At 67.9% G+C, this 18,861-nt stretch carries 13 protein-coding genes; 12 read left to right on the forward strand and 1 reads right to left on the reverse strand.

The genetic code is table 11. The features are described from left to right. Positions 1–83: 83 nt before the first annotated feature. The gene (locus ACLML9_RS19680) at positions 84–2,264 is read right to left on the reverse strand and encodes an N-acetylmuramoyl-L-alanine amidase (protein ID WP_411946904.1); all 2,181 of its coding nucleotides are present in this window, start codon (positions 2,262–2,264) and stop codon (positions 84–86) included. A gap of 409 nt (positions 2,265–2,673) precedes the next feature. Here ACLML9_RS19680 and ACLML9_RS19685 point away from each other — a divergent pair, with 409 nt between their 5' ends. The 12 genes from ACLML9_RS19685 to ACLML9_RS19740 all read left to right on the forward strand — a co-directional run bounded on the left by ACLML9_RS19685 (position 2,674) and on the right by ACLML9_RS19740 (position 18,639). Beyond that, positions 2,674–4,122 carry a SpoIID/LytB domain-containing protein gene (locus ACLML9_RS19685; protein ID WP_411946905.1) on the forward strand — a complete coding sequence of 483 codons (1,449 nt, stop codon included), beginning with the start codon at positions 2,674–2,676 and terminating at the stop codon, positions 4,120–4,122. Between the two features lie 87 nt (positions 4,123–4,209). Beyond that, complete coding sequence (locus ACLML9_RS19690) at positions 4,210–4,983, forward strand: MerR family transcriptional regulator (RefSeq protein ID WP_411946906.1); 774 nt, start codon at positions 4,210–4,212, stop codon at positions 4,981–4,983. A gap of 136 nt (positions 4,984–5,119) precedes the next feature. Next, on the forward strand, positions 5,120–5,803 hold the full coding sequence (locus ACLML9_RS19695) for a hypothetical protein (RefSeq protein WP_411946907.1): 684 nt from the start codon (positions 5,120–5,122) through the stop codon (positions 5,801–5,803). A gap of 164 nt (positions 5,804–5,967) precedes the next feature. Beyond that, positions 5,968–7,197 carry a UDP-galactopyranose mutase gene (gene glf, locus ACLML9_RS19700; protein ID WP_411946908.1) on the forward strand — a complete coding sequence of 410 codons (1,230 nt, stop codon included), beginning with the start codon at positions 5,968–5,970 and terminating at the stop codon, positions 7,195–7,197. Then, positions 7,194–9,128, forward strand: coding sequence for a glycosyltransferase (locus ACLML9_RS19705; protein WP_411946909.1), 1,935 nt, complete (start codon positions 7,194–7,196; stop codon positions 9,126–9,128). Before glf ends, ACLML9_RS19705 begins: the two co-directional genes overlap by 4 nt. 5 nt (positions 9,129–9,133) lie before the next feature. Continuing rightward, on the forward strand, positions 9,134–9,709 hold the full coding sequence (locus tag ACLML9_RS19710) for a phosphatase PAP2 family protein (protein WP_411946914.1): 576 nt from the start codon (positions 9,134–9,136) through the stop codon (positions 9,707–9,709). Beyond that, the gene (locus tag ACLML9_RS19715; RefSeq protein WP_411946915.1) at positions 9,702–10,628 is read left to right on the forward strand and encodes a decaprenyl-phosphate phosphoribosyltransferase; all 927 of its coding nucleotides are present in this window, start codon (positions 9,702–9,704) and stop codon (positions 10,626–10,628) included. Before ACLML9_RS19710 ends, ACLML9_RS19715 begins: the two co-directional genes overlap by 8 nt. Further along, the gene (zomB, locus tag ACLML9_RS19720) at positions 10,606–12,558 is read left to right on the forward strand and encodes a flagellar motor control protein ZomB (protein WP_411946910.1); all 1,953 of its coding nucleotides are present in this window, start codon (positions 10,606–10,608) and stop codon (positions 12,556–12,558) included. The genes ACLML9_RS19715 and zomB overlap by 23 nt, the downstream gene beginning before the upstream one ends. 171 nt (positions 12,559–12,729) lie before the next feature. Next, a complete protein-coding gene (locus tag ACLML9_RS19725; protein ID WP_411946911.1) occupies positions 12,730–13,812 on the forward strand; it encodes an alpha/beta hydrolase in 1,083 nt (360 codons plus the stop codon). A gap of 285 nt (positions 13,813–14,097) precedes the next feature. Then, positions 14,098–15,147, forward strand: coding sequence for an alpha/beta hydrolase (locus ACLML9_RS19730; RefSeq protein ID WP_411946912.1), 1,050 nt, complete (start codon positions 14,098–14,100; stop codon positions 15,145–15,147). 439 nt (positions 15,148–15,586) lie between these two features. Further along, positions 15,587–16,606 (forward strand): alpha/beta hydrolase, encoded by a 1,020-nt coding sequence (locus tag ACLML9_RS19735; protein WP_081877174.1) that lies wholly within the window; start codon positions 15,587–15,589, stop codon positions 16,604–16,606. A 182-nt stretch (positions 16,607–16,788) separates the two neighbouring features. Next, positions 16,789–18,639, forward strand: coding sequence for an alpha/beta hydrolase-fold protein (locus ACLML9_RS19740; protein ID WP_411946913.1), 1,851 nt, complete (start codon positions 16,789–16,791; stop codon positions 18,637–18,639). Positions 18,640–18,861 lie beyond the last annotated feature (222 nt).

Below are 18,861 nucleotides of genomic sequence, written 5' to 3' on the forward strand. Positions count from 1 at the left end.
CGGGGGCCCCCCCCCACCCCCGGCCCCCCCCCCCCCGCCCGGGGGGGGGGGGGCCCCCCCCCCCCGCGGTCGGTACGCGGAGGTCAGGCGGCCGGCGGGGGCGGTGCCGCGGGCTCCGGTGGAGGTGCCGGACCGGCCTCGGCGGCGGGCCCCGGACCTGCTTCGGCCGCAGGCGGCGGACCGGCCTCGGCGGCGGGCGCCGGCGCGGACTGCGGAACCGGGGATTGTCCTTCGACCGGCCCGGCGACAGGTGCGGGCGGTACCGCAGCCTCCGGGGCCGGGCCCGCGACCTGCGGAACCGGGGATTGTCCGTCGACCGGCCCGGCGATGGGTGCGGGCGGTGCCGCCACCCGCGGAACCGACCCGGTGCCGGGTATCGCCTGTGGCGCGGTGCCGGGCGGGGTGCCCTGCCCCTGCGACTGCTGCCGGTAGGTGTCGTTATAGGTCTTCCAGACGGTGGTGACGATATCGGCCACCTGGTTCAGGATCAGGGAGCCGTTCTGGAAGTCGGTGCGCAGCCCCTCGGGGACCGGGTAGGCGTCGGTGAGCGGCAGGCCGAGCGCACCCGTGTCGGCGCCGAGTTCCAGGAAACGATCCAGGACCTTGCCCACGACCTCGTGCACCTGGCCGTCCGGTGTGGTGTAGACGTAGCCGTTCACGAATTCGGCGTACTGCTGTCCCTGGGCCGCGGGCATCGGCTCGGACGCGGCCTGGCCGAGCGGCCCGTCCGGACCGCCTTTGGAGACCCAGTATTTCGCGATCACATTGTCGTTCACCATGGTCAGCAGTTTGGCGGTGAGATCGGCCAGCGTGGCCAGATCCGAGCGGGCGGCCTGGCTACGCGGGGTCGACGACCGGGCCGCGCCCGCTTCGCCGGCGGCGATCGTGCGGATCCGGTCCATCTGCGCGTAGGCGGCATCGCCGGGGCAGCTGGTGTTGCCGACGTCGCGGTGCGCGAAAACCACCGGTAGATGCACTTCCTCACCCTGCGCGTACGGGGTGAAGTCGGTGCCCTCCGAATACATGGTGGTCTGGCCCTTGGGGTCGAGACCGGCGATCCGGGCCCGCCAGCCGATGAATTTGCCGGCGGCCTCGATCGAGGCGTCGGTGGGCTGTTCGACCTGGTAGTCGCCCATGATCGCGACTCCGGAGGTGTTCTCGTTGAAACCGCCCGCGTGCGCGCCCTGCACCGGTTTGTCCAGGCCCCCGTAGCGACCCTCGAAGATCTGCCCGTACTTGTCGACCAGTGCGTTGTATCCCATATCGCACCAACCCAGGGTCTGCGAGTGGTACGCGTAGATGGCGCGGACGATCCCGGCCGATTCGGATTTGCTGTAGTCGTTGCGGCCGGCCGTGTGATGCACGGTGATTCCGCCCAGCCCGTCGTCGTAGGTGGGCTCCTGGCAGCGGATCGATTCGTCGGCGCCCCACTGGTTGCGGGTGATGACCCGGGGGCCGCCGCCGGGGAGGGCGGCGGCGATGTCCTGGAGTTGATCGTCGACCGCGCCGCGACCGGGATCGATGAGGACGGCGGTGAGGTCGGGCGGCTGTTGCGGACCACCGGCCGCGGCGGGGGTCCGTCCGAGCGGATCATCGCCGTGCGGCTGCGGTTTCCGGGTGACGAGCACCTGCACCGAGGTGGTGTTGCCGACGTAGATGGGGTCGGTGCCGGTGGGGCCACCGGCCGCCACGCCGTCGGCGCCGTCGATCGGGTTGGCTTCGTACCACTGGCCCCAGCCGCCGTCGGGCTGTTCGGCCCGGATCATGACAGTGGTATTCGCCAGGTCCGAAGCGGTCAGCGCGACCATGCTGAAGGGCTGTTCCCGGTGCAGTTCCTTGACCTGCGCACCGACCGCGTCCATGAATTCCGGCGGAATGACGCCGGGGGTGAGGGCGGGGGTGTCCGCGGGCGGGGGCCCGCCCGCGGTGACGAACCCCAGACCGGGCTGCCGTCCGGGCAGCCGACGGCTCGGATCGGTGGGGGTGGTCGTGCCGTTCGGAGTGAGGCCGGGTACGCCGAGTGCCTGCAGATCGCCCAGGCGCAGGTCCGGCAGGTCGAGGCCGGTCAGTTCACCCAGGGGTAGCACGGTATCGGGGGCGTTGCGCAGCGCGAGTTCGGTGAGCTGGGGCGGCACCGCGGTGAGTTCGATCTGATCGGTCGATTTGCCCGGGTCGGTGACCGTGGGCAGCAGGATCGGGCCCGCTACCGCTACTAACGCGACAACCGGCAGTACACAGGAACGCTTCGGTTTGCGGTAGGGCACGAGCTTCTCCAATCAGGGTTGCAACCAGTGATCGGTGAGCAAGTCATGCTTGCGAACTTCAGTCCCACGGACCACACTAGCCACATTCATCACAAATCTAAACCTGAGGTTGAGGCTTTCCTGTTCGCTCGAATGTAGCTCCCGGAGCGTGGCCGGTCGAAACGACATGCCGACGTCGTACCGAGTCGAAAGCGTCCGGGCTGACGATGGGAGTGCTCGCATGTCATACCGAAACAACATGACTCGTCCGAAAGCCTCAGGGCGTCTGGGGAACACACTGGTAGTTCCTGGTATGCCGCAGTCGATGAGAGGCCGGCGGATCCGTCCAGGCCCATTACTCGCCTGCGGGGCGACCGCTCTGGCCATCGGCGGGGCACTTCTCGTGCCCGGCCCGGGAGAGGTATACCGGATGCTTGCCGAGGCCGGTCCGGGGCACGGGCGCGGACTGAGTCAGCACGGTGCGCTGCGCAACGCCGACAACGGGGAAAACGTCGACCAGATCCTCGCCTACTACTATCCGGGCGCCGAGATCGGCACCATCGGACCGGCGTCGGTATCGGTCCGGCTGCAGGAACAGGACGGCGCCGATCTGGTCGTCACCTCCGCCGCCGGTATGCGGCTCGCCGGACAGGAACTGCAGGCGGGCGAGGCCGTCCGGCTCACGCCGTTACCCGACGGCGGCGCGCACGCGGTGGTCACCCAGGGCTGCGACGGACCGGTCCGGTGGGAGAACCCGATCCAGGATCCGTGGGTCTATCCGATCGACCCCAACCCGAACCGTCCGGCGGCGGAGCATCTGACGCTGTGCGGCGGCGGCGCCTACCGCGGGTCCCTCGGTGTGGCCGCCGAGAACGGGGACACCCGCACCGTCAACCGGGTGGACATCCAGGACTATCTGCTCGGCGTGGTCCCGGCGGAGATGCCGCCGGACTGGGCGCCCGCCGCCCTGGAAGCCCAGGCGGTCGCCGCCCGGTCCTACGCGCTCGCCGAAACCCGCTGGCCCTACGCACAGACCTGCGATACCACCGACTGCCAGGTCTACAGCGGTACCGCTCAGGAGGACCCGCGGACCACCGCCGCGGTGGAGACCACGGCCGGCCGGGTACTGCTGCGCGACGGGCGGATCCTGCGCGCCGAGTACTCCGCCGCACCCGACGGCGGGGCGCCGGCCGATATCCAGGCCTTGGAGGTGGGACCGACACCCGCCGAACTCACGGTCACCACACCGATGCCGCTACCACCGCCGGTGAACCCGCTACCGGAGGGCGCCGCTCCGGAAACCACCGAACCGTGGAACGAGGCCTCGCCGGAGGGCAGGAAATCGGGTGCACCGGTGCCGCGTACCCCGGAAGGCTCGCTCCCGGTCTCCCCGGGCGGGACGCTCCCGGGCGTCGCGCCGAGCGCGACCCCCTCGCCGATCGATACCGCCTACGCGGAGACGGGCGGTATGCAGGGCGCGCTCGGATTGCCCGTCACCCCGGAACTGCCCCTGCCCGAGGACGCGGGCAAATACCGGCTGTTCGAGAACGGCGTCATCGTGTACACCGCCGACCTGGGCGCGCAGGTCGTCGACTTCGACACGCTGATGCAGCTCGTACCCGGCCTCACCGACGGGGCCGGCAGCGCCGACGGCGCGGCGCCCGCCGATACCGAACCCGGCGGCTCCGGGCCGGGCGCGGCCGATTCCGAGGCGGCGACGATTCCCGGCCGGATGCCGGCCGGCCGCGCCGCACCGGACAGCACACCGGAGTTCGGCACCCACCCCGCCGGGTCCGGCATGATCGACGGCGACCGGCCCGCGCCCGTACCCGGAGCCCAGCAGATCCCGACGAGAATGGAGACCACCGAGGTGTTCTAGTCGCCGCCGTCGCCGGACGGCTTGACCTTTACGTTGCGTCAACTTGCAGGCTGGTGGCACCGACGCGGAACGGAAGAGGTGAAGGTCGTGGGCGCGGGTTCCCGCAGCAACGAATGGTCCATCCAGGATCTGGCGAAAGCGGCCGGAACCACCAGCCGCACCCTGCGCCACTACGGGCAGCTGGGGCTGTTGCCGCCCAGCCGGATCGGCGTGAACGGCTACCGCTACTACGACGAGCGCTCGCTGGTCCGGCTGCAACGGATCCTGCTGCTACGTGAACTCGGCGTGGGCCTGCCGGTGATCGGCGAGATCCTCGCCGGGGAGCGTGACGCGAGCACCGCGCTGCGCGCCCAGCTGGACCTGCTGCGGCAGGAACAGGACCGGATCGGCCGCCGGATCGTGTCGGTACACACCACATTGGGCAAGTTGGAAAGAGGTGAACGACTCGTGGCGGCGGAAGTCTTCGAGGAATTCGATCACACGCAGTACAAGGACGAGGTCGTCGAACGCTGGGGCAAGGACGCCTACGAGGGCGGCGACCGCTGGTGGCGTTCGCTGAGCGCCGCGGAGAAACAGGCGTTCCAGCAGGCGCAGCTCGATATCGCCGCGGCCTTCGGGCGGGCGCGTAGAGCCGGGCTCACACCGGACAGCGCCGAGGTCCAGGAGATCACCGCGCGGCATTACGAATGGGTGACCGGCGGCCGGCAGGGCCGCCGTCCCGGCGCGCGGGAATTCACGGGCCTGGGTGAAATGTATGTCGCCGACGAACGTTTCGGAGCCAACTACGACGTACACGCGGAAGGCACGGCGGAACTGATCCGGGACGCGATGCGCATCTACGCCGAGAACAATCTCGAATAGCGAAGGTGTCCGCCGAGCACCCGCATACGAATACGTGTGCGGGTGCTCGTGTTTCACATTTGCCGGGAATCGGCGCGCCGATGGTCGCCGGCGACGCGCGGTACAGTGCCCGAAACCGTGACGAGGGGGAGGTCCCGTGAGTTATCCGTATGGTCACCCGCCGCAACAGCCCGGCCCGCCGTTTCCATCGGCGCCGTATTCGCCGCCGCCCGCCTATCCGCCCCCGCCTGCACAGCAGATGGGCTATGCGCCGGGACCGCAGTTCGCCGCCACCTACGGTTATCAGGCGCCGCCCAGCGGCGGGACCGGTATCACCGCCGGGATTCTCGCCCTGCTGGGTGGGGTCGCCAGTGCGTTGTCCGCCTTCGGAATGTTCGTGCTCGCCTCGGCCACCTCCGAGAGTTCGCTGACCAACGGCGCCGTCCTGGCCACCGGCGCCCGCCGCCGGAGCAGTTCCAGTTCGAGTTCCAGCGGGCCCGATATCGATTTCGATTTCGACCTCGCAGGTACCGGTGTGGTGCTCGGCATCGCCTACAGCGTCCTTGCTCTGTTGCTCCTGACCGGCGGCATCCTGCTGCTGCGTCGCAGCAATACCGGCCGAGTGATGGTCATCCTCGGTTGCGTGCTCTCGATCGTGCTGACCGTCGTCGTGATCGGTGTGGTCGCCGTCGGTGGCGGTATCAGCGTTCTCGGTGCTCCGCTCTTCGCGGTCCTCACCCTCGTGCTGGCCGCCATCGCCCCCACCAGACGATGGATCGAGGCCGCCCGCACGCCCGTTCCGGTCGGTGCCTACGGCGTCGCCCCGTACGGCTACCGCTGACAGGGCCGGTGAACGGCACTTTTCCCGCGCCGGGGGGCCGGACCGCACCGGCCCCGGCGCGTGTTTTCCGCGACGGACGGCGCGGGAAGCCGCTCACCTGGCAAGACCCCTGACCTTCCGACTCCGACTGGCGCCGGGAAACGCTTCCGATACGCTGGGCTCCCGTGACCGCCGCATCGTCTCCGGGTAACTCAGATAACACCGCACAGTTCGACTTGATCGTCGTCGGCTCCGGCTTCTTCGGGCTGACCATCGCCGAGCGCAGCGCGAACTTACTGGGCAAGAGAGTCCTCGTGCTGGATCGCCGCCCGCATATCGGCGGTAATGCCTATTCGGAACCCGAACCGGAAACCGGTATCGAGATCCACAAATATGGCGCGCATCTGTTCCATACCTCGAACAAACGGGTCTGGGACTATGTCACGCAGTTCACCGAGTTCACCGGCTACCAGCATCGCGTTTTCGCCCTGCACAAAGGTCAGGCGTACCAGTTCCCGATGGGGCTGGGCCTGGTGTCGCAATTCTTCGGCCGGTATTTCACCCCGGACGAGGCTCGCGCACTGATCGCCGAGCAGTCCGCCGAGATCGAGACCGCCGACGCGCAGAACCTCGAGGAAAAAGCCATCTCGCTGATCGGGCGCCCGCTGTACGAGGCGTTCGTCCGCGACTACACCGCCAAACAGTGGCAGACCGACCCCAAGGAATTGCCCGCCGGCAATATCACCCGGCTCCCGGTCCGCTACACCTTCGACAACCGCTACTTCAACGACACCTACGAGGGCCTGCCCAAGGAGGGGTACACGAAGTGGCTGGAGAACATGGCCGCCAGTGACCTGATCGAGGTCCGGGTGGATACCGACTGGTTCGATGTCCGCGACGAGCTGCGCGCGCAGAATCCGGACGCCCCGGTGGTGTACACCGGCCCGCTGGACCGCTACTTCGACTACGCCGAGGGTGAGCTGGGCTGGCGCACCATCGACTTCGAAACCGAGGTGCTGCCCACCGGCGATTTCCAGGGCACCTCGGTGGTGAACTACAACGACGCCGATCCGCCCTACACCCGGATCATCGAGCCGCGGCATTTCCACCCGGAACGGGACTACCCGACCGACAAGACGGTGATCATGCGCGAATACTCGCGTTTCGCCAAGACCGGCGACGAACCGTACTATCCGATCAACACCCCCGAGGACCGGGCCAAACTGGCCGCGTATCGCGAGCTGGCCAAGAAGGAGACCGTCGGCGCGCAGGTCTTGTTCGGCGGCCGCCTCGGTACCTATCAGTACCTGGACATGCACATGGCCATCGCGAGCGCGCTGAACATGTTCGACAATGTGCTGCGTCCGCACCTGGAGACAGGTGCGCCGCTGGCCGAGGAGAACAACGACGTATGATCTCTGCATCACTGGCGCCCAGTGCGTCCGCGACCCGAGCGAAATCGCTACTGCAACGGGTGATCCTGCCCCGGCCTGGCGAGCCGCTGGATGTGCGCACCCTCTACCTGGAGGAGTCGGCGACCAACGCGCGGCGCGCCCACGCCACCACCCGGACCTCGCTGTCGATCGGTGCGGAGTCCGAGGTGTCGTTCTGCACCTATTTCAACGCGCTGCCGGCCAGCTACTGGCGGCGCTGGAGCATGCTCGACTCGGTGGTGCTGCGGCTGGAGCTGGCCGGGCACGGCCGTGTCGACCTGTACCGCTCGAAGGCCGACGGTTCCCGTATCCATGTCCAGGGCCGTGAATTCGCGGTGGCCTCCGGCGCGGAGACGGTGTCGGTCGAGATGGAGGCCGATTTCGGCCCGTTCGAGGACGGCGGCTGGCTCTGGTTCGACATCACCACCGACACCGCGGTCACCCTGGTGTCCGGAGGTTGGTACGCGCCGATCGAGGCGCCCGGAGAGGGCCGGATCGCGGTTGGTATGCCGACCTTCAACCGCCCCACCGACGCGGTCACCACGCTGAAAGCGCTCGGTGCCGATCCGCTGGTGCTGGCGCAGATCGACGCGGTGATCATCCCCGATCAGGGCACCCGCAAGGTCGTCGACGAGCCCGGATTCGACGAGGCGGCCGCCGTCCTCGGCGCCCGGCTCGCCATTCACGATCAGCCGAATCTCGGCGGGTCGGGCGGGTACAGCCGGGTGATGTACGAGGCGCTGAAAACCACCAGTGCCGAATTCATCGTCTACATGGACGACGATATCGAGATCGAGCCGGATTCGATCCTGCGCGCGCTGGCCTTCGCCCGATTCGCGAAATCGCCGGTGCTGGTGGGCGGCCAGATGCTCAACCTGCAGGAGCGTTCCCATCTGCATGTGATGGGTGAGGTCGTCGACCGCAACATCTTCATGTGGTCGGCCGCGCCGAATGTCGATTACGACCACGATTTCGCCAAATACCCGCTGCGCGACCGCGACAATTCGAAACTGCTGCACCGGCGTATCGATGGCGATTTCAACGGCTGGTGGACCTGCGTCATCCCGCGGCAGGTGGCCGAACAACTCGGCCAGCCGCTACCGCTGTTCCTGAAATGGGACGATGTCGAATACGGGTTGCGCGCCCGGGAAGCCGGATATCCGACGGTCACCCTGCCCGGCGCCGCGGTCTGGCATATGGCGTGGAGCGACAAGGACGACGCGATCGACTGGCAGGCGTACTTCCACCTGCGCAATCGCCTGGTAGTCGCCGCCCTGTACCAGCCGGGCAACGGCCGGAGCATGATCGCCCACACGGTCAAGGCGACCCTCAAACACCTGCTCTGCCTGGAATATTCGACGGTCGCCATCCAGAATCTGGCGATCCGCGATTTCCTGGCCGGTCCGCAGCGCCTGTTCGAACTGTTGCCGAGCGCGCTCGGCGCGGTACACGAACTGCGCAAACAGTATCCGGACGCGGTGATCCTGCCCTCTTCCACCGAACTCCCGCTGGCCAGCGGAATCGGGGTCGGCGCGGTGGGCGAGCCCGCCAATCCGATCGCCAAGATCGTGCGGCTCGGCAAGGGCCTGCTGCACAATCTGCGTCCGGCGCATGAGGAGCACCACGACCGGCCCCAGCTGAACGTGCCCACGCTGGATGCGCGCTGGTTCCTGCTCTCGCAGGTCGACGGGGTCACCGTCACCACCGCGGACGGGCGCGGCGTGGTGTATCGCAAGCGCGACCCCCGCCAGGCCTACGGTCTGCTCCGGGAAGCGCTGCGGCTGCGCAAGGAACTCGCCGCGCGACTGCCGGAGATGCGGGGGCGCTACCGCGCCGCGCACGCGGAACTCACCGGTACGGCGGCGTGGGAGAAGGTTTTCGGGATCGACAGCAGCGAGGAGAGCCAGCGGTGAACGCCATGAACCCGAGCCTGCAGGATTCGGGTACCGGCCGGGCACCGGCGGAAGTCAAGATCCTCGAAGCGGTTCAGGGCGCCATCGCGACCCCGCCGGTGATCGCGGCGGCACGCGGTATGTCGCATTTCGGGGAGCACGCGCTCGGCTGGGTCGGTATCGCCGCGGTGGGCGCGCTGGTCGACAAACCCCGGCGTCGGCAGTGGGCTGGGGTGGCGGTCGGCGCGGTGGGGGCGCACGCGGCGTCCATCGTGATCAAGCGGATCGTCCGCCGGCCCCGCCCGCACGCGCCATCGGTGCAGGTCAGCGTATCGACACCGAGCAAGTTGAGCTTCCCCTCCTCGCACGCGACCTCGACAACCGCGGCGGCGGTGCTACTCGGAAAACTGACCGGGCTACCCTTGCCTGCGGTGCTCGTACCGCCGATGTTGCTGTCCAGAGTCGTGCTCGGGGTGCATTACCCCTCCGATGTGCTCGCCGGTTCCGCGCTCGGTGCCGCGTCCGCCGCCGCCCTGCTCGCCGCCGAAAAGAGACTCGACAGTGACCGCACAAGACGAAAAGGCGCTGCCCGCCATGAGTGAAGAGCCCACCGGCGCCGATCTGGCCGAAGCCGAAGTGAAAGGGCCTCCCAAAACGCTGGTCGGGGGCCTGGTCAAGGCAGCTCGTCCGCGCCAGTGGGTGAAGAACGTCCTCGTGCTGGCCGCCCCGATGGCGGCGGGTTCGGTGACCGATCTCGATGTGCTCGCCAATGTGGCCATCGCCTTCATCGTCTTCTGTATGGCCGCGTCCGGTGTCTACCTCACCAACGACGCGATGGATGTCGAGGCCGACCGGGCCCACCCCACCAAGCGGTTCCGTCCGATCGCCGCCGGTGTGGTCCCGGTGAATCTCGCCTTCGCGCTGTCGGCGGTGCTGCTGCTCGGTTCGCTGGCGCTGTCGTTCCTGGCGTCCTGGCAGCTGGCCGTCACGATGGGCGTGTACATCGGGGTGCAGCTGGCGTACTGCTTCGGTCTCAAACACCAGGCGGTCCTGGACATCTGCATCGTGTCCTCCGGCTTCCTGTTGCGTGCGATCGCCGGCGGTGTGGCGGCGGGAATCCCGCTGTCCCAGTGGTTCCTGCTCATCATGGCCTTCGGCTCGCTGTTCATGGCGGCCGGTAAGCGCTACGCCGAGCTACAACTGGCGCTGTCCACCGGTGCGAAGATCCGTAAATCGCTGGAGTACTACACCCCGACCTACCTACGGTTCATCTGGAGTCTGGCCGCGACCGCGGTGGTGGTCTTCTACGGTCTGTGGGCCTTCGAACAGGGCGCGGCCAAGGACACCGAATGGTTCGCCCTCTCGATGATCCCGTTCACCGTCGCGATCCTGCGCTACGCCGTGGATGTCGACGGTGGTGAGGCCGGTGAGCCCGAGGAGATCGCGTTCGGCGATCGCGTCCTGCAGTTGCTCGCCATCGCCTGGATTGGAGCGGTAGGTGTCGCTGTCTATCTCTTCTGACGAGATTGCGGTAGCCGAAACAGAACAGCCCGACGAGCGCGCTGCCACCGAGCGGCGGCGCTCGCCGGGTCGCTCGGTCTCGCGGGCGGTGTTCGCGGGCGGCATTCTGGTGACCGTCGCCCTGTTCGCGTTCGGTGGCTGGGAACGGCGCTGGATCGCCGACGACGGGCTCATCGTGTTGCGTACCGTCCGCAACCTGCTGGCCGGCAACGGTCCGGTCTTCAACGCGGGCGAACGGGTGGAGACCAACACCAGTACGGCCTGGACCTATGTCGTCTGGTTCTTCAGCTGGCTCACCCAGGGCCGGCTGGAATACGTGGTGCTCGGTGTCGCGCTGACACTGTCACTGCTGGCGGTGCTGTTCGCGATGCTCGGCACCGGCAAACTCTGGGGCCCCGACTCCTCGACGCTGCTGCTGCCCGCCGGAGCGCTGGCCTACATCTCCGTACCGCCCGCCCGCGACTACGTGACTTCCGGGCTGGAGAACTGCCTGGTCATCTGCTGGATCGCGCTGCTGTGGCTGCTGCTGGTCCGGTGGAGCAAGGCCGAACGGCCGACCGCGCCCCGGCTGCTGGGCCTGGCCTTCCTGGCCGGTCTGGCACCGTTGGTCCGGCCCGAGATGACCGTGGTGGGCGGCCTGGCGCTGCTGCTCGTCTTCTGTGCGCCGATGCCGCGATCTCGGCTGCGCCCGTGGCTGCTGCGGGGCGTCGTGGTAGCGGTCGCCGGCGCGGTTCCGCTGCTCTACCAGATCTGGCGGATGGGTTACTACGGCCTGCCCTACCCCAACACCGCGGTCGCCAAGGACGCGGGCGGGGCGAAATGGGGCCAGGGCTTCACCTACCTGTGGGATCTGGCCGGTCCCTACTACCTCTACGTACCGCTCGTCGTCCTGCTGGCCGCGGGCCTGGTCGCCGCGCGGGCACATTACCTGCGCCCGGATACCGGTACCGCGGTGGACCCCGCGGCCGGTCGGCTGCGGCAGTTCCGGGAGCGGTTGCGTTCACCGTCCGCAGTGGTGGCGCTGGTGCTCGGTGCCGCGATGCTGCTCACGATCTACGCGCTGCGCGTCGGCGGCGATTTCATGCACGGGCGGATGCTGCTGCCGCAGCTCTTCCTGTTCCTGCTACCGGTCGCGGTGCTTCCGGTGCGGCTGCCCGAGGGCGGTCTGCGATCACTGACCCGCCGCGAGGCCCCTACCTTCGCGTTCCTGGTCGTCGCGCTGGTGGGCACGGTGGCGTGGGCGCTGCTGGCGTCGGGTACCACCGCCATCAAGTCCGGCACCCACATCAACAAGTCCGGGATCGCGGACGAGCGGATCTACTACGTGCTCAACACCGGTCACGATCACCCCATCCGCGCCGAGGACTACCTCGACTACGCTCGGATGCGCCCCATGGTGGAGGCGATCGAGAACACACCGGACGGCGGGCTGCTGCTCAATTCGCCGTCGTTCATGATGTGGTACATCGCCCCGCCGCCGCTGCCCATCCCGCCGGGTGGATACGGGCATACGGTCTACTTCCTGAACCTCGGCATGACCAGCATGAACGTCCCCCTGGATGTCCGGGTCATCGATCCGATGGGCCTGGCCTACCCCCTGGCCGCGCACACCGATCGGCTCACCGACGGCCGGATCGGGCACGACAAGAGCCTGTACGCGGACTGGGTGATCGTGGAGACCGGCATGGTCGACATCAAGCCCTGGCTGCCCTGGTACATGGACGAGGATTGGGTGAAACAGGCTCGGGTGGCGATGTCGTGCCCGGACACCTACGCGCTCACGCTCTCGTACAAAGGCCCGCTCACGCTGGAGCGGTTCAAGCACAATCTGCTGCACGCCTTCGAGTTCGCCGCGTACCGCATCGATCGGGTGCCGAAATATGAGATTCAACGCTGTGGTCTCGTCGATCCGATACCACCGGCGCGCTGAACTGCTGATTCCCTGACCGTGGTTCGGCCGCCGGCCGCTTCTGCGTATTCCTGGTGGGCGGGTGAACGGTGGTCGGGTTAAAGTGCTGGCGTCCGGCCCCGGGCTCATCCGGGCCGGGGACCGGTAGTCGTACTGCGCGGCCGTGGGTCGCACGACGGAGGGCGGGAACACATGCGAGGGGTTATCGGCCGTGATGTCCGGAGCTCACGTCCGGGGCTGGGCGGTCGGCTGAAGCGCACGGTGCTGCTGTCCCTGGCAGCGCTGCTCCCGGTCGGCGCCTCGGTGGCCGGGCCCGCGGCCCCGGCGTCGGCCCAGTTCGATCCCGGTGGGATAGATTTCTGGGTCGATTCGGAGATGGGGCCGATCAAGTCGCGCGTGTTCCGCGCCGCCGACGGCAACACCGCGCGCGTCGTGTACGCCCTGGACGGGATGCGTGCCCGCGACGACCTCAATGGCTGGGAGATCGATACCGATGTCGCGCGGGAACTGACCAAGTGGAATATCAATGTGGTCATGCCGGTGGGCGGCCGGTCGAGCTTCTACGCGGACTGGAACGCGCCGAGCGACTTCTTCGGGCTGGGCAGCTCGGGTAGCGCCGGTGGTGTCACCGGGTCGGCGGCCGATTCGGGTTCCGGCCTGGCCTCGGGGTCGGCGGCCGGAGTCGGGCGGACCACCACCTACAAGTGGGAAACCTTCCTGACCCGCAATCTGCGCTGGGCGCTGCGCGACCGGCTCGGTTTCAACCCGAACGGCAATGGTGTGTTCGGGCTGTCCATGGGCGGCAGCGCGGCCCTGGCCCTGGCGGCCTACCACCCCGATCAGTTCCGGTACGCGGGTTCCTACTCCGGATATCTGAACGTTTCCGCGCCCGGTATGCGGGAGGCGCTGCGGGTGGCAATGCTCGACGCCGGCGGTTTCAATATCGACGCCATGGCGCCGCCGTGGAGCCCGCAGTGGCTGCGGATGGATCCGTTCGTGTTCGCGCCGCAGCTGCGCCAGCACAACACCCGGCTGTGGATTTCGGCCGGCAGCGGTCTCCCGGCCGCCACCGACGGTCTGAGCTTCGACACGATCAGCGCGATGGGCCTGGAGGCACTGGCGCTGGCCAACACCCGGGCGTTCCAGGTGCGGATGATGACGCTGGGCGCGACCAACGCCACCTACGACTTCCCGGCCGTCGGCGTGCACAACTGGCAGTACTGGGCGACCGAGGTCTACCGGATGATCCCGGATCTGTCGGCGAACATCGGCTGACCGGCCGCGGCCGGCACTGTCCGGCCGATGTCTTTGCGCAATTGTTGCCAAGGGGTATTGTCGGCTGGTTCGGCAACAAATGTGTACGCCACCTCGCAAGCGACTGTGACCTACGACACTATTCGGCAACATGAACGCGGGTATAGCCGATTGATGTACCAGGAACATGTATCCAGATAACGGCTTCCATCTCCCGATGGGCGCTGTGGTCTATGTATCCGAGATGGGGCCGGTAATGTAGCTAGGTACTTGCTGTCCGGCTGTCCAGGCGAAAGGTCTAGTCGAATGCGAAGTGCGCGCAGACCCGGATCGGTGCGTACCCGGCGGTGGGTACAGCGATGGGCGATGGGTGTGGCGGTGGCGCTACTGGCCCCCCTCGCGGTGGCTCTGTCCGATGTGGCCCCCCGGGTCGAGGCGGCCCCCAATCCGGCCGGCTTCGATTTCTGGGTCGACTCACCGGAGATGGGCCCGATCAGGTCGCGGGTTTTCCGCGCCAAGGACGGCAACACCAGCCGAGTGGTCTACGCCCTCGACGGTATGCGCGCTCCCGAAACGCACAGCGGCTGGGAGAACGACACCAACGTCGCCAACGCGCTGACCGACTGGAACATCAACGTCGTCATGCCGATCGGCGGTATGTCCAGCTTCTACGCGGATTGGAACGCGGCCAGCTCCTTCCTCGGGCTCCCGCCGACGGGTTCGTCCTCCGGCTCCGGGGCCCTCAACGTGATCTCCGAGGGTCCGGGCAAGAGCTACCGCTACGCCTGGGAGACCTTCATCAACCAGCATCTGCGCTGGGCCCTGCGCGACCGGCTCGGCTTCAACCCGAACCGCAACGGCGTCTTCGGATTGTCGATGGGCGGTAGCGGCGCCCTCGCCCTGGCCGCCTACCACCCCGATCAGTTCAGCTTCGCCGGGTCCTACTCCGGCTACCTCAATGTTTCCGCGCCCGGTATGCGCGAGGCCATTCGGACCGCCATGATCGACGCCGGCGGCTACAACGTGGATTCCATGGCGCCGCCCTGGGGCCCGCAGTGGCTGCGGATGGACCCGTTCGTCTTCGCGCCGCTGCTGCGCGATCACAACACCCGGCTGTGGATCTCCGCCGGCAGCGCGCTGCCCGGGCCCGCCGACGGGTTCAACGGCAACACGATCAACGGTATGGGGCTCGAGGCTCTCGCGTTGGCCAACACCCGGGCATTCCAGGTGCGGATGATGACACTGGGCGCGAACAATGTCACCTACTCGTTCCCGGCGACCGGTATTCACTCCTGGACTTACTGGGAGGCCGAGGTGTACCGGATGCTCCCCGATTTGTCGGCGAATATCGGATAACGCCAGTTCGGGGCCCCGTTCGCGGGGCCCCGCACGCAGTGCAGTGTGCCCGCCCGGAAGGAATCGTTCGGGGCGGGCACACTGCTGTCGATAGGAATTCGTCCTCGGTTGGTATTCCGTTACACAGGCCAGGTCGGAGCGCGATTTCGATAACAGCCGAATATCCCGGCCCGCCGAGACATCAACGCTCCGGCAAGGTATCGTCACGGGGCGATCACAGCGGTTCTCGCGGCGGATTTCGGCCCGCCGATCAGCACGGCCTTGCTCGGCTCGATGAGGTCGAATAAAGTCTAGCGAGCACATCTGTGACCAGATCGTTGTAGCGCTGTCGGCCCAGTGGTAGGTCGGGACCCGGTCGCCGGCGCCGCCGAGAAGAAACGGGGTGTTGTCCGCACAGCGGTAGCGACAACGCCACAACAGCAGAAAGAGAGCAGAATTCATGCGTTTCGGCAGGGCAGCCGGCCCGAAGAGAAGTACCGGGCGGTCGCGGGCACCCCGCGGCTGGCGTAACCGGATTCTGGCTATCGGTGCGGCAGTGCTCGCGCTACCCGTCGCGGCAGGTATCGCGGCCCCGACCGCGCTGGCTTCGCCCGCGGCACCGGTCAAGCGCGGCGCTTTCGAAGAACTGCTGGTTCCCTCCAGCATGGGTCCGATCAAGGTCCAGGTGCAGTGGGCGGCGCGCGGCGGCAATGCCGGCCTCTACCTGCTCGACGGCCTGCGCGCCCGCGACGACCGCAATGCCTGGTCTTTCGAGACCAACGCGCTGGAGCAGTTCGGCAACGACAACATCTCCCTGATCATGCCGGTCGGCGGCCAGTCGAGCTTCTACGCCGACTGGTACTCGCCCAGCAACACCAACGGGCAGAAGTTCACCTACAAGTGGGAGACCTTCCTGACCCGGGAACTCCCCGCCTTCCTCGAGGGCCACGGCGTGTCGCGGACCAACAACGCGATCGCGGGTCTGTCCATGGGCGGTAGTGCCGCCCTGGCCCTGGCCGCCTACCATCGCGACCAGTTCCGCTCGGCCGCCGCCTACTCCGGCTACCTGAACATCTCGGCGCCGGGTATGCGTGAGGCCATCCGTATCGCCATGCTGGACGCCGGCAAATTCAACGTCGACTCGATGGCCGCGCCGTGGAGCCCGCAGTGGCTGCGGATGGACCCGTTCGTGTTCGCCCCGCAGCTGCGTGGCCTGCCCATGTACATCTCGGCGGCCAGCGGCCTGCCCGGTCCGTACGACAAGCCGGCCGGTGCGGTCGGCGCGTTCAACACCGGTAACGCCATGGCGCTGGAAGCGCTGTCGCTGGTGAACACCCGTGCCTTCCAGGCCCGCCTGAAGACACTGGGCATCAACGCCCACTTCGACTTCCCGAATGTGGGCACCCACTCCTGGAAGTACTGGGAGGGCCAGCTCTTCGCCTCGCGCAAGATGTTCCTGGATTCCACCAACGGCTGGTGATCGAAGGCACGCCATTCGGTTGCCGCTGAACCGATAGTTCTCCCCAACGGCGCCACCCGCTTCGTATCGAAGCAGGTGGCGCCGTTGTCGTCGGACCGCACGGCGGTGGCGAACTGGTTTGCTGTCCGCGCGTCCTCCCGGATATCCGCACGCCGCGGCGGTACAAACAGTGGGTGGCAGGGATGACACGCGCACACCGGGGGACGACGGTCGGCGGGTCCCGCGGACGCGCCCGGCGGCAGCTGACGGCCTGGGCCGCCGCGCTGGTGCTTCCCTTCGCCGCAGCACAGGCTCCCGCCGTCGCCCAGCCGACCGTTGCCGCGTCCCCTGCCACGATCCGGAATGTGGTCTGGCACACCGACCGCGATGTGGCCGTCTGGGTCGACTCGCCCGCCATGGGCGTCCCGATCCAGGTGCGGCTGTTGCTCGCCCGGGACTGGAACGCTCAGCCGGACGCGAAGTTCCCGGTGCTGTACATGCTCGACGGCCTGCGTGCCACCGACGACGAGAACGGCTGGATAAAGGACGCCGGGGCGGTGGATTTCTACGCCGACAAGAACACGACCGTGGTGCTGCCGGTCGGCGGGCAATCGAGTTTCTACTCCGACTGGCTGCAACCGGACAACGGTAAGAACTACAAATGGGAGACCTTTCTCACCAAGGAACTCCCCCCGCTGCTGGAGAGTCAGTGGCGCGCCACCTCGTCCAGGGGAATCGCCGGACTGTCCATGGGCGGAACGGCCGCAATGTTCCTGGCCGCGCGCAATCCGGAGTTCGTGAAATACGCCGCTTCCTATTCGGGTTTTCTCACGACCACCAGCCTCGGTATGCCGCAGGCTATTCGGTTGGCAATGGCCGACGCGGGCGGCTTCGACTCCGGTGCCATGTGGGGACCGCCCGGAAGCCCGCAGTGGGAAGAACACGATCCGCTGCTGCTCGCCGATCGGCTGAAAGGTAAATCGCTCTACATCTCCAGCGGGACCGGTGTCTCCGGCAAACACGACGAGGGCGGCGAAATTCCGGGGGTGAGCACCAATATGTTCGGGATGGGCCTGGAGACACTGGCCCTGTTGACCTCACAGAACTTCGTGGACAAACTCGGCGAGCTGGGAATCCCCGCGACCGTGAACTACCGGGCCGCGGGTACCCACACCTGGCCGTATTGGGATTTCGAAATGCGGCAGTCGTGGTCGCAGGCGGCCGGCGCGCTCGGGGTGCCCGCCGGCAAGCCCGAATGCGCGGTCGCGGGCGCCATCGGCGCGGTCACCGGCGGCAACGGCTGGCTCGGCGACTGCCTCACCGGCGAATACCAGGTCCCCGGCGGGCTGGCTCAAGACTTCCGCCACGGCCGCGTTTTCTACTCCCCGGACAGCGGGGCGTATCCGGTGGCCGGCCGGATCGGCGGGGGCTACCAGGCGGCGGCCGGGCCCCGTGGCGGTCTCGGGCTGCCGACCGGCGCCGAACAGCCGCTACCGGACGGCCGCGGCCGCTTCCAGCCGTTCCGGCACGGCTCGCTCTACTGGACCCCGGAAACGGGCGCGCAGGTGGTGCGCGGCGCGATCCTCGAGGAATGGGGCAGGCAGGGCTTCGAGGGCGGCCCCGCGCGCTACCCGGTCGGCCCCGAAGTGAAGACGCCGAACCGCGACGGCGCGGTCCAGTCCTTCGAAGGCGGCCCCTTCTACTTCAGCCCCGCCACCGGCGCACATCGCGTCGAAGGGATGATCCTGGCCAAATACGCCGAGCTCGGCTTCGAGAACAGCCGGCTCGGTTTCCCGGCCGCCGCCCAGGCCCCGCTGAAAGACCTCGGCCAGTTCACCCGCTTCGAGGGCGGCAGCATCTACTGGAGTCCCCTGTCCGGCGCGTGGGCGGTTCGCGACGGACCCATCATGGATGCCTGGCGTGACGCAGGTTACGAAGCCGGTCGGCTCGGTTTCCCGATCAGCGACGAGTTCGCGATCCCGGGCGGAGTCCAGCAGAATTTCCAGCGGGGCTTCGTCACCCTCCGGGACAACCGCACGGAAGTGCATGGTTGATCAGCACGCACCAGTGATGCCGAACACCCGCTGCGGCACAGCGCGGCCCGGCGGCCGCGAGGGCGGCAGCGGTCTGCTGCTCGCGTGGGTCCGCATGCCGATCCGGACGTCGAATGCCGACGCAACCCGCATGCGTCGAGTTTTGCGAGACACCTCCAAGGGTTGAGGCCCGTCTCGCCGTTTCGGCCTCGAGACTCGCGCTTCGCGCATGCGCTTCGAGGC

Source organism: Nocardia sp. NPDC002869 (genome assembly GCF_046764065.1).
Taxonomy (GTDB): Bacteria; Actinomycetota; Actinomycetes; order Mycobacteriales; family Mycobacteriaceae; genus Nocardia; species Nocardia rhamnosiphila.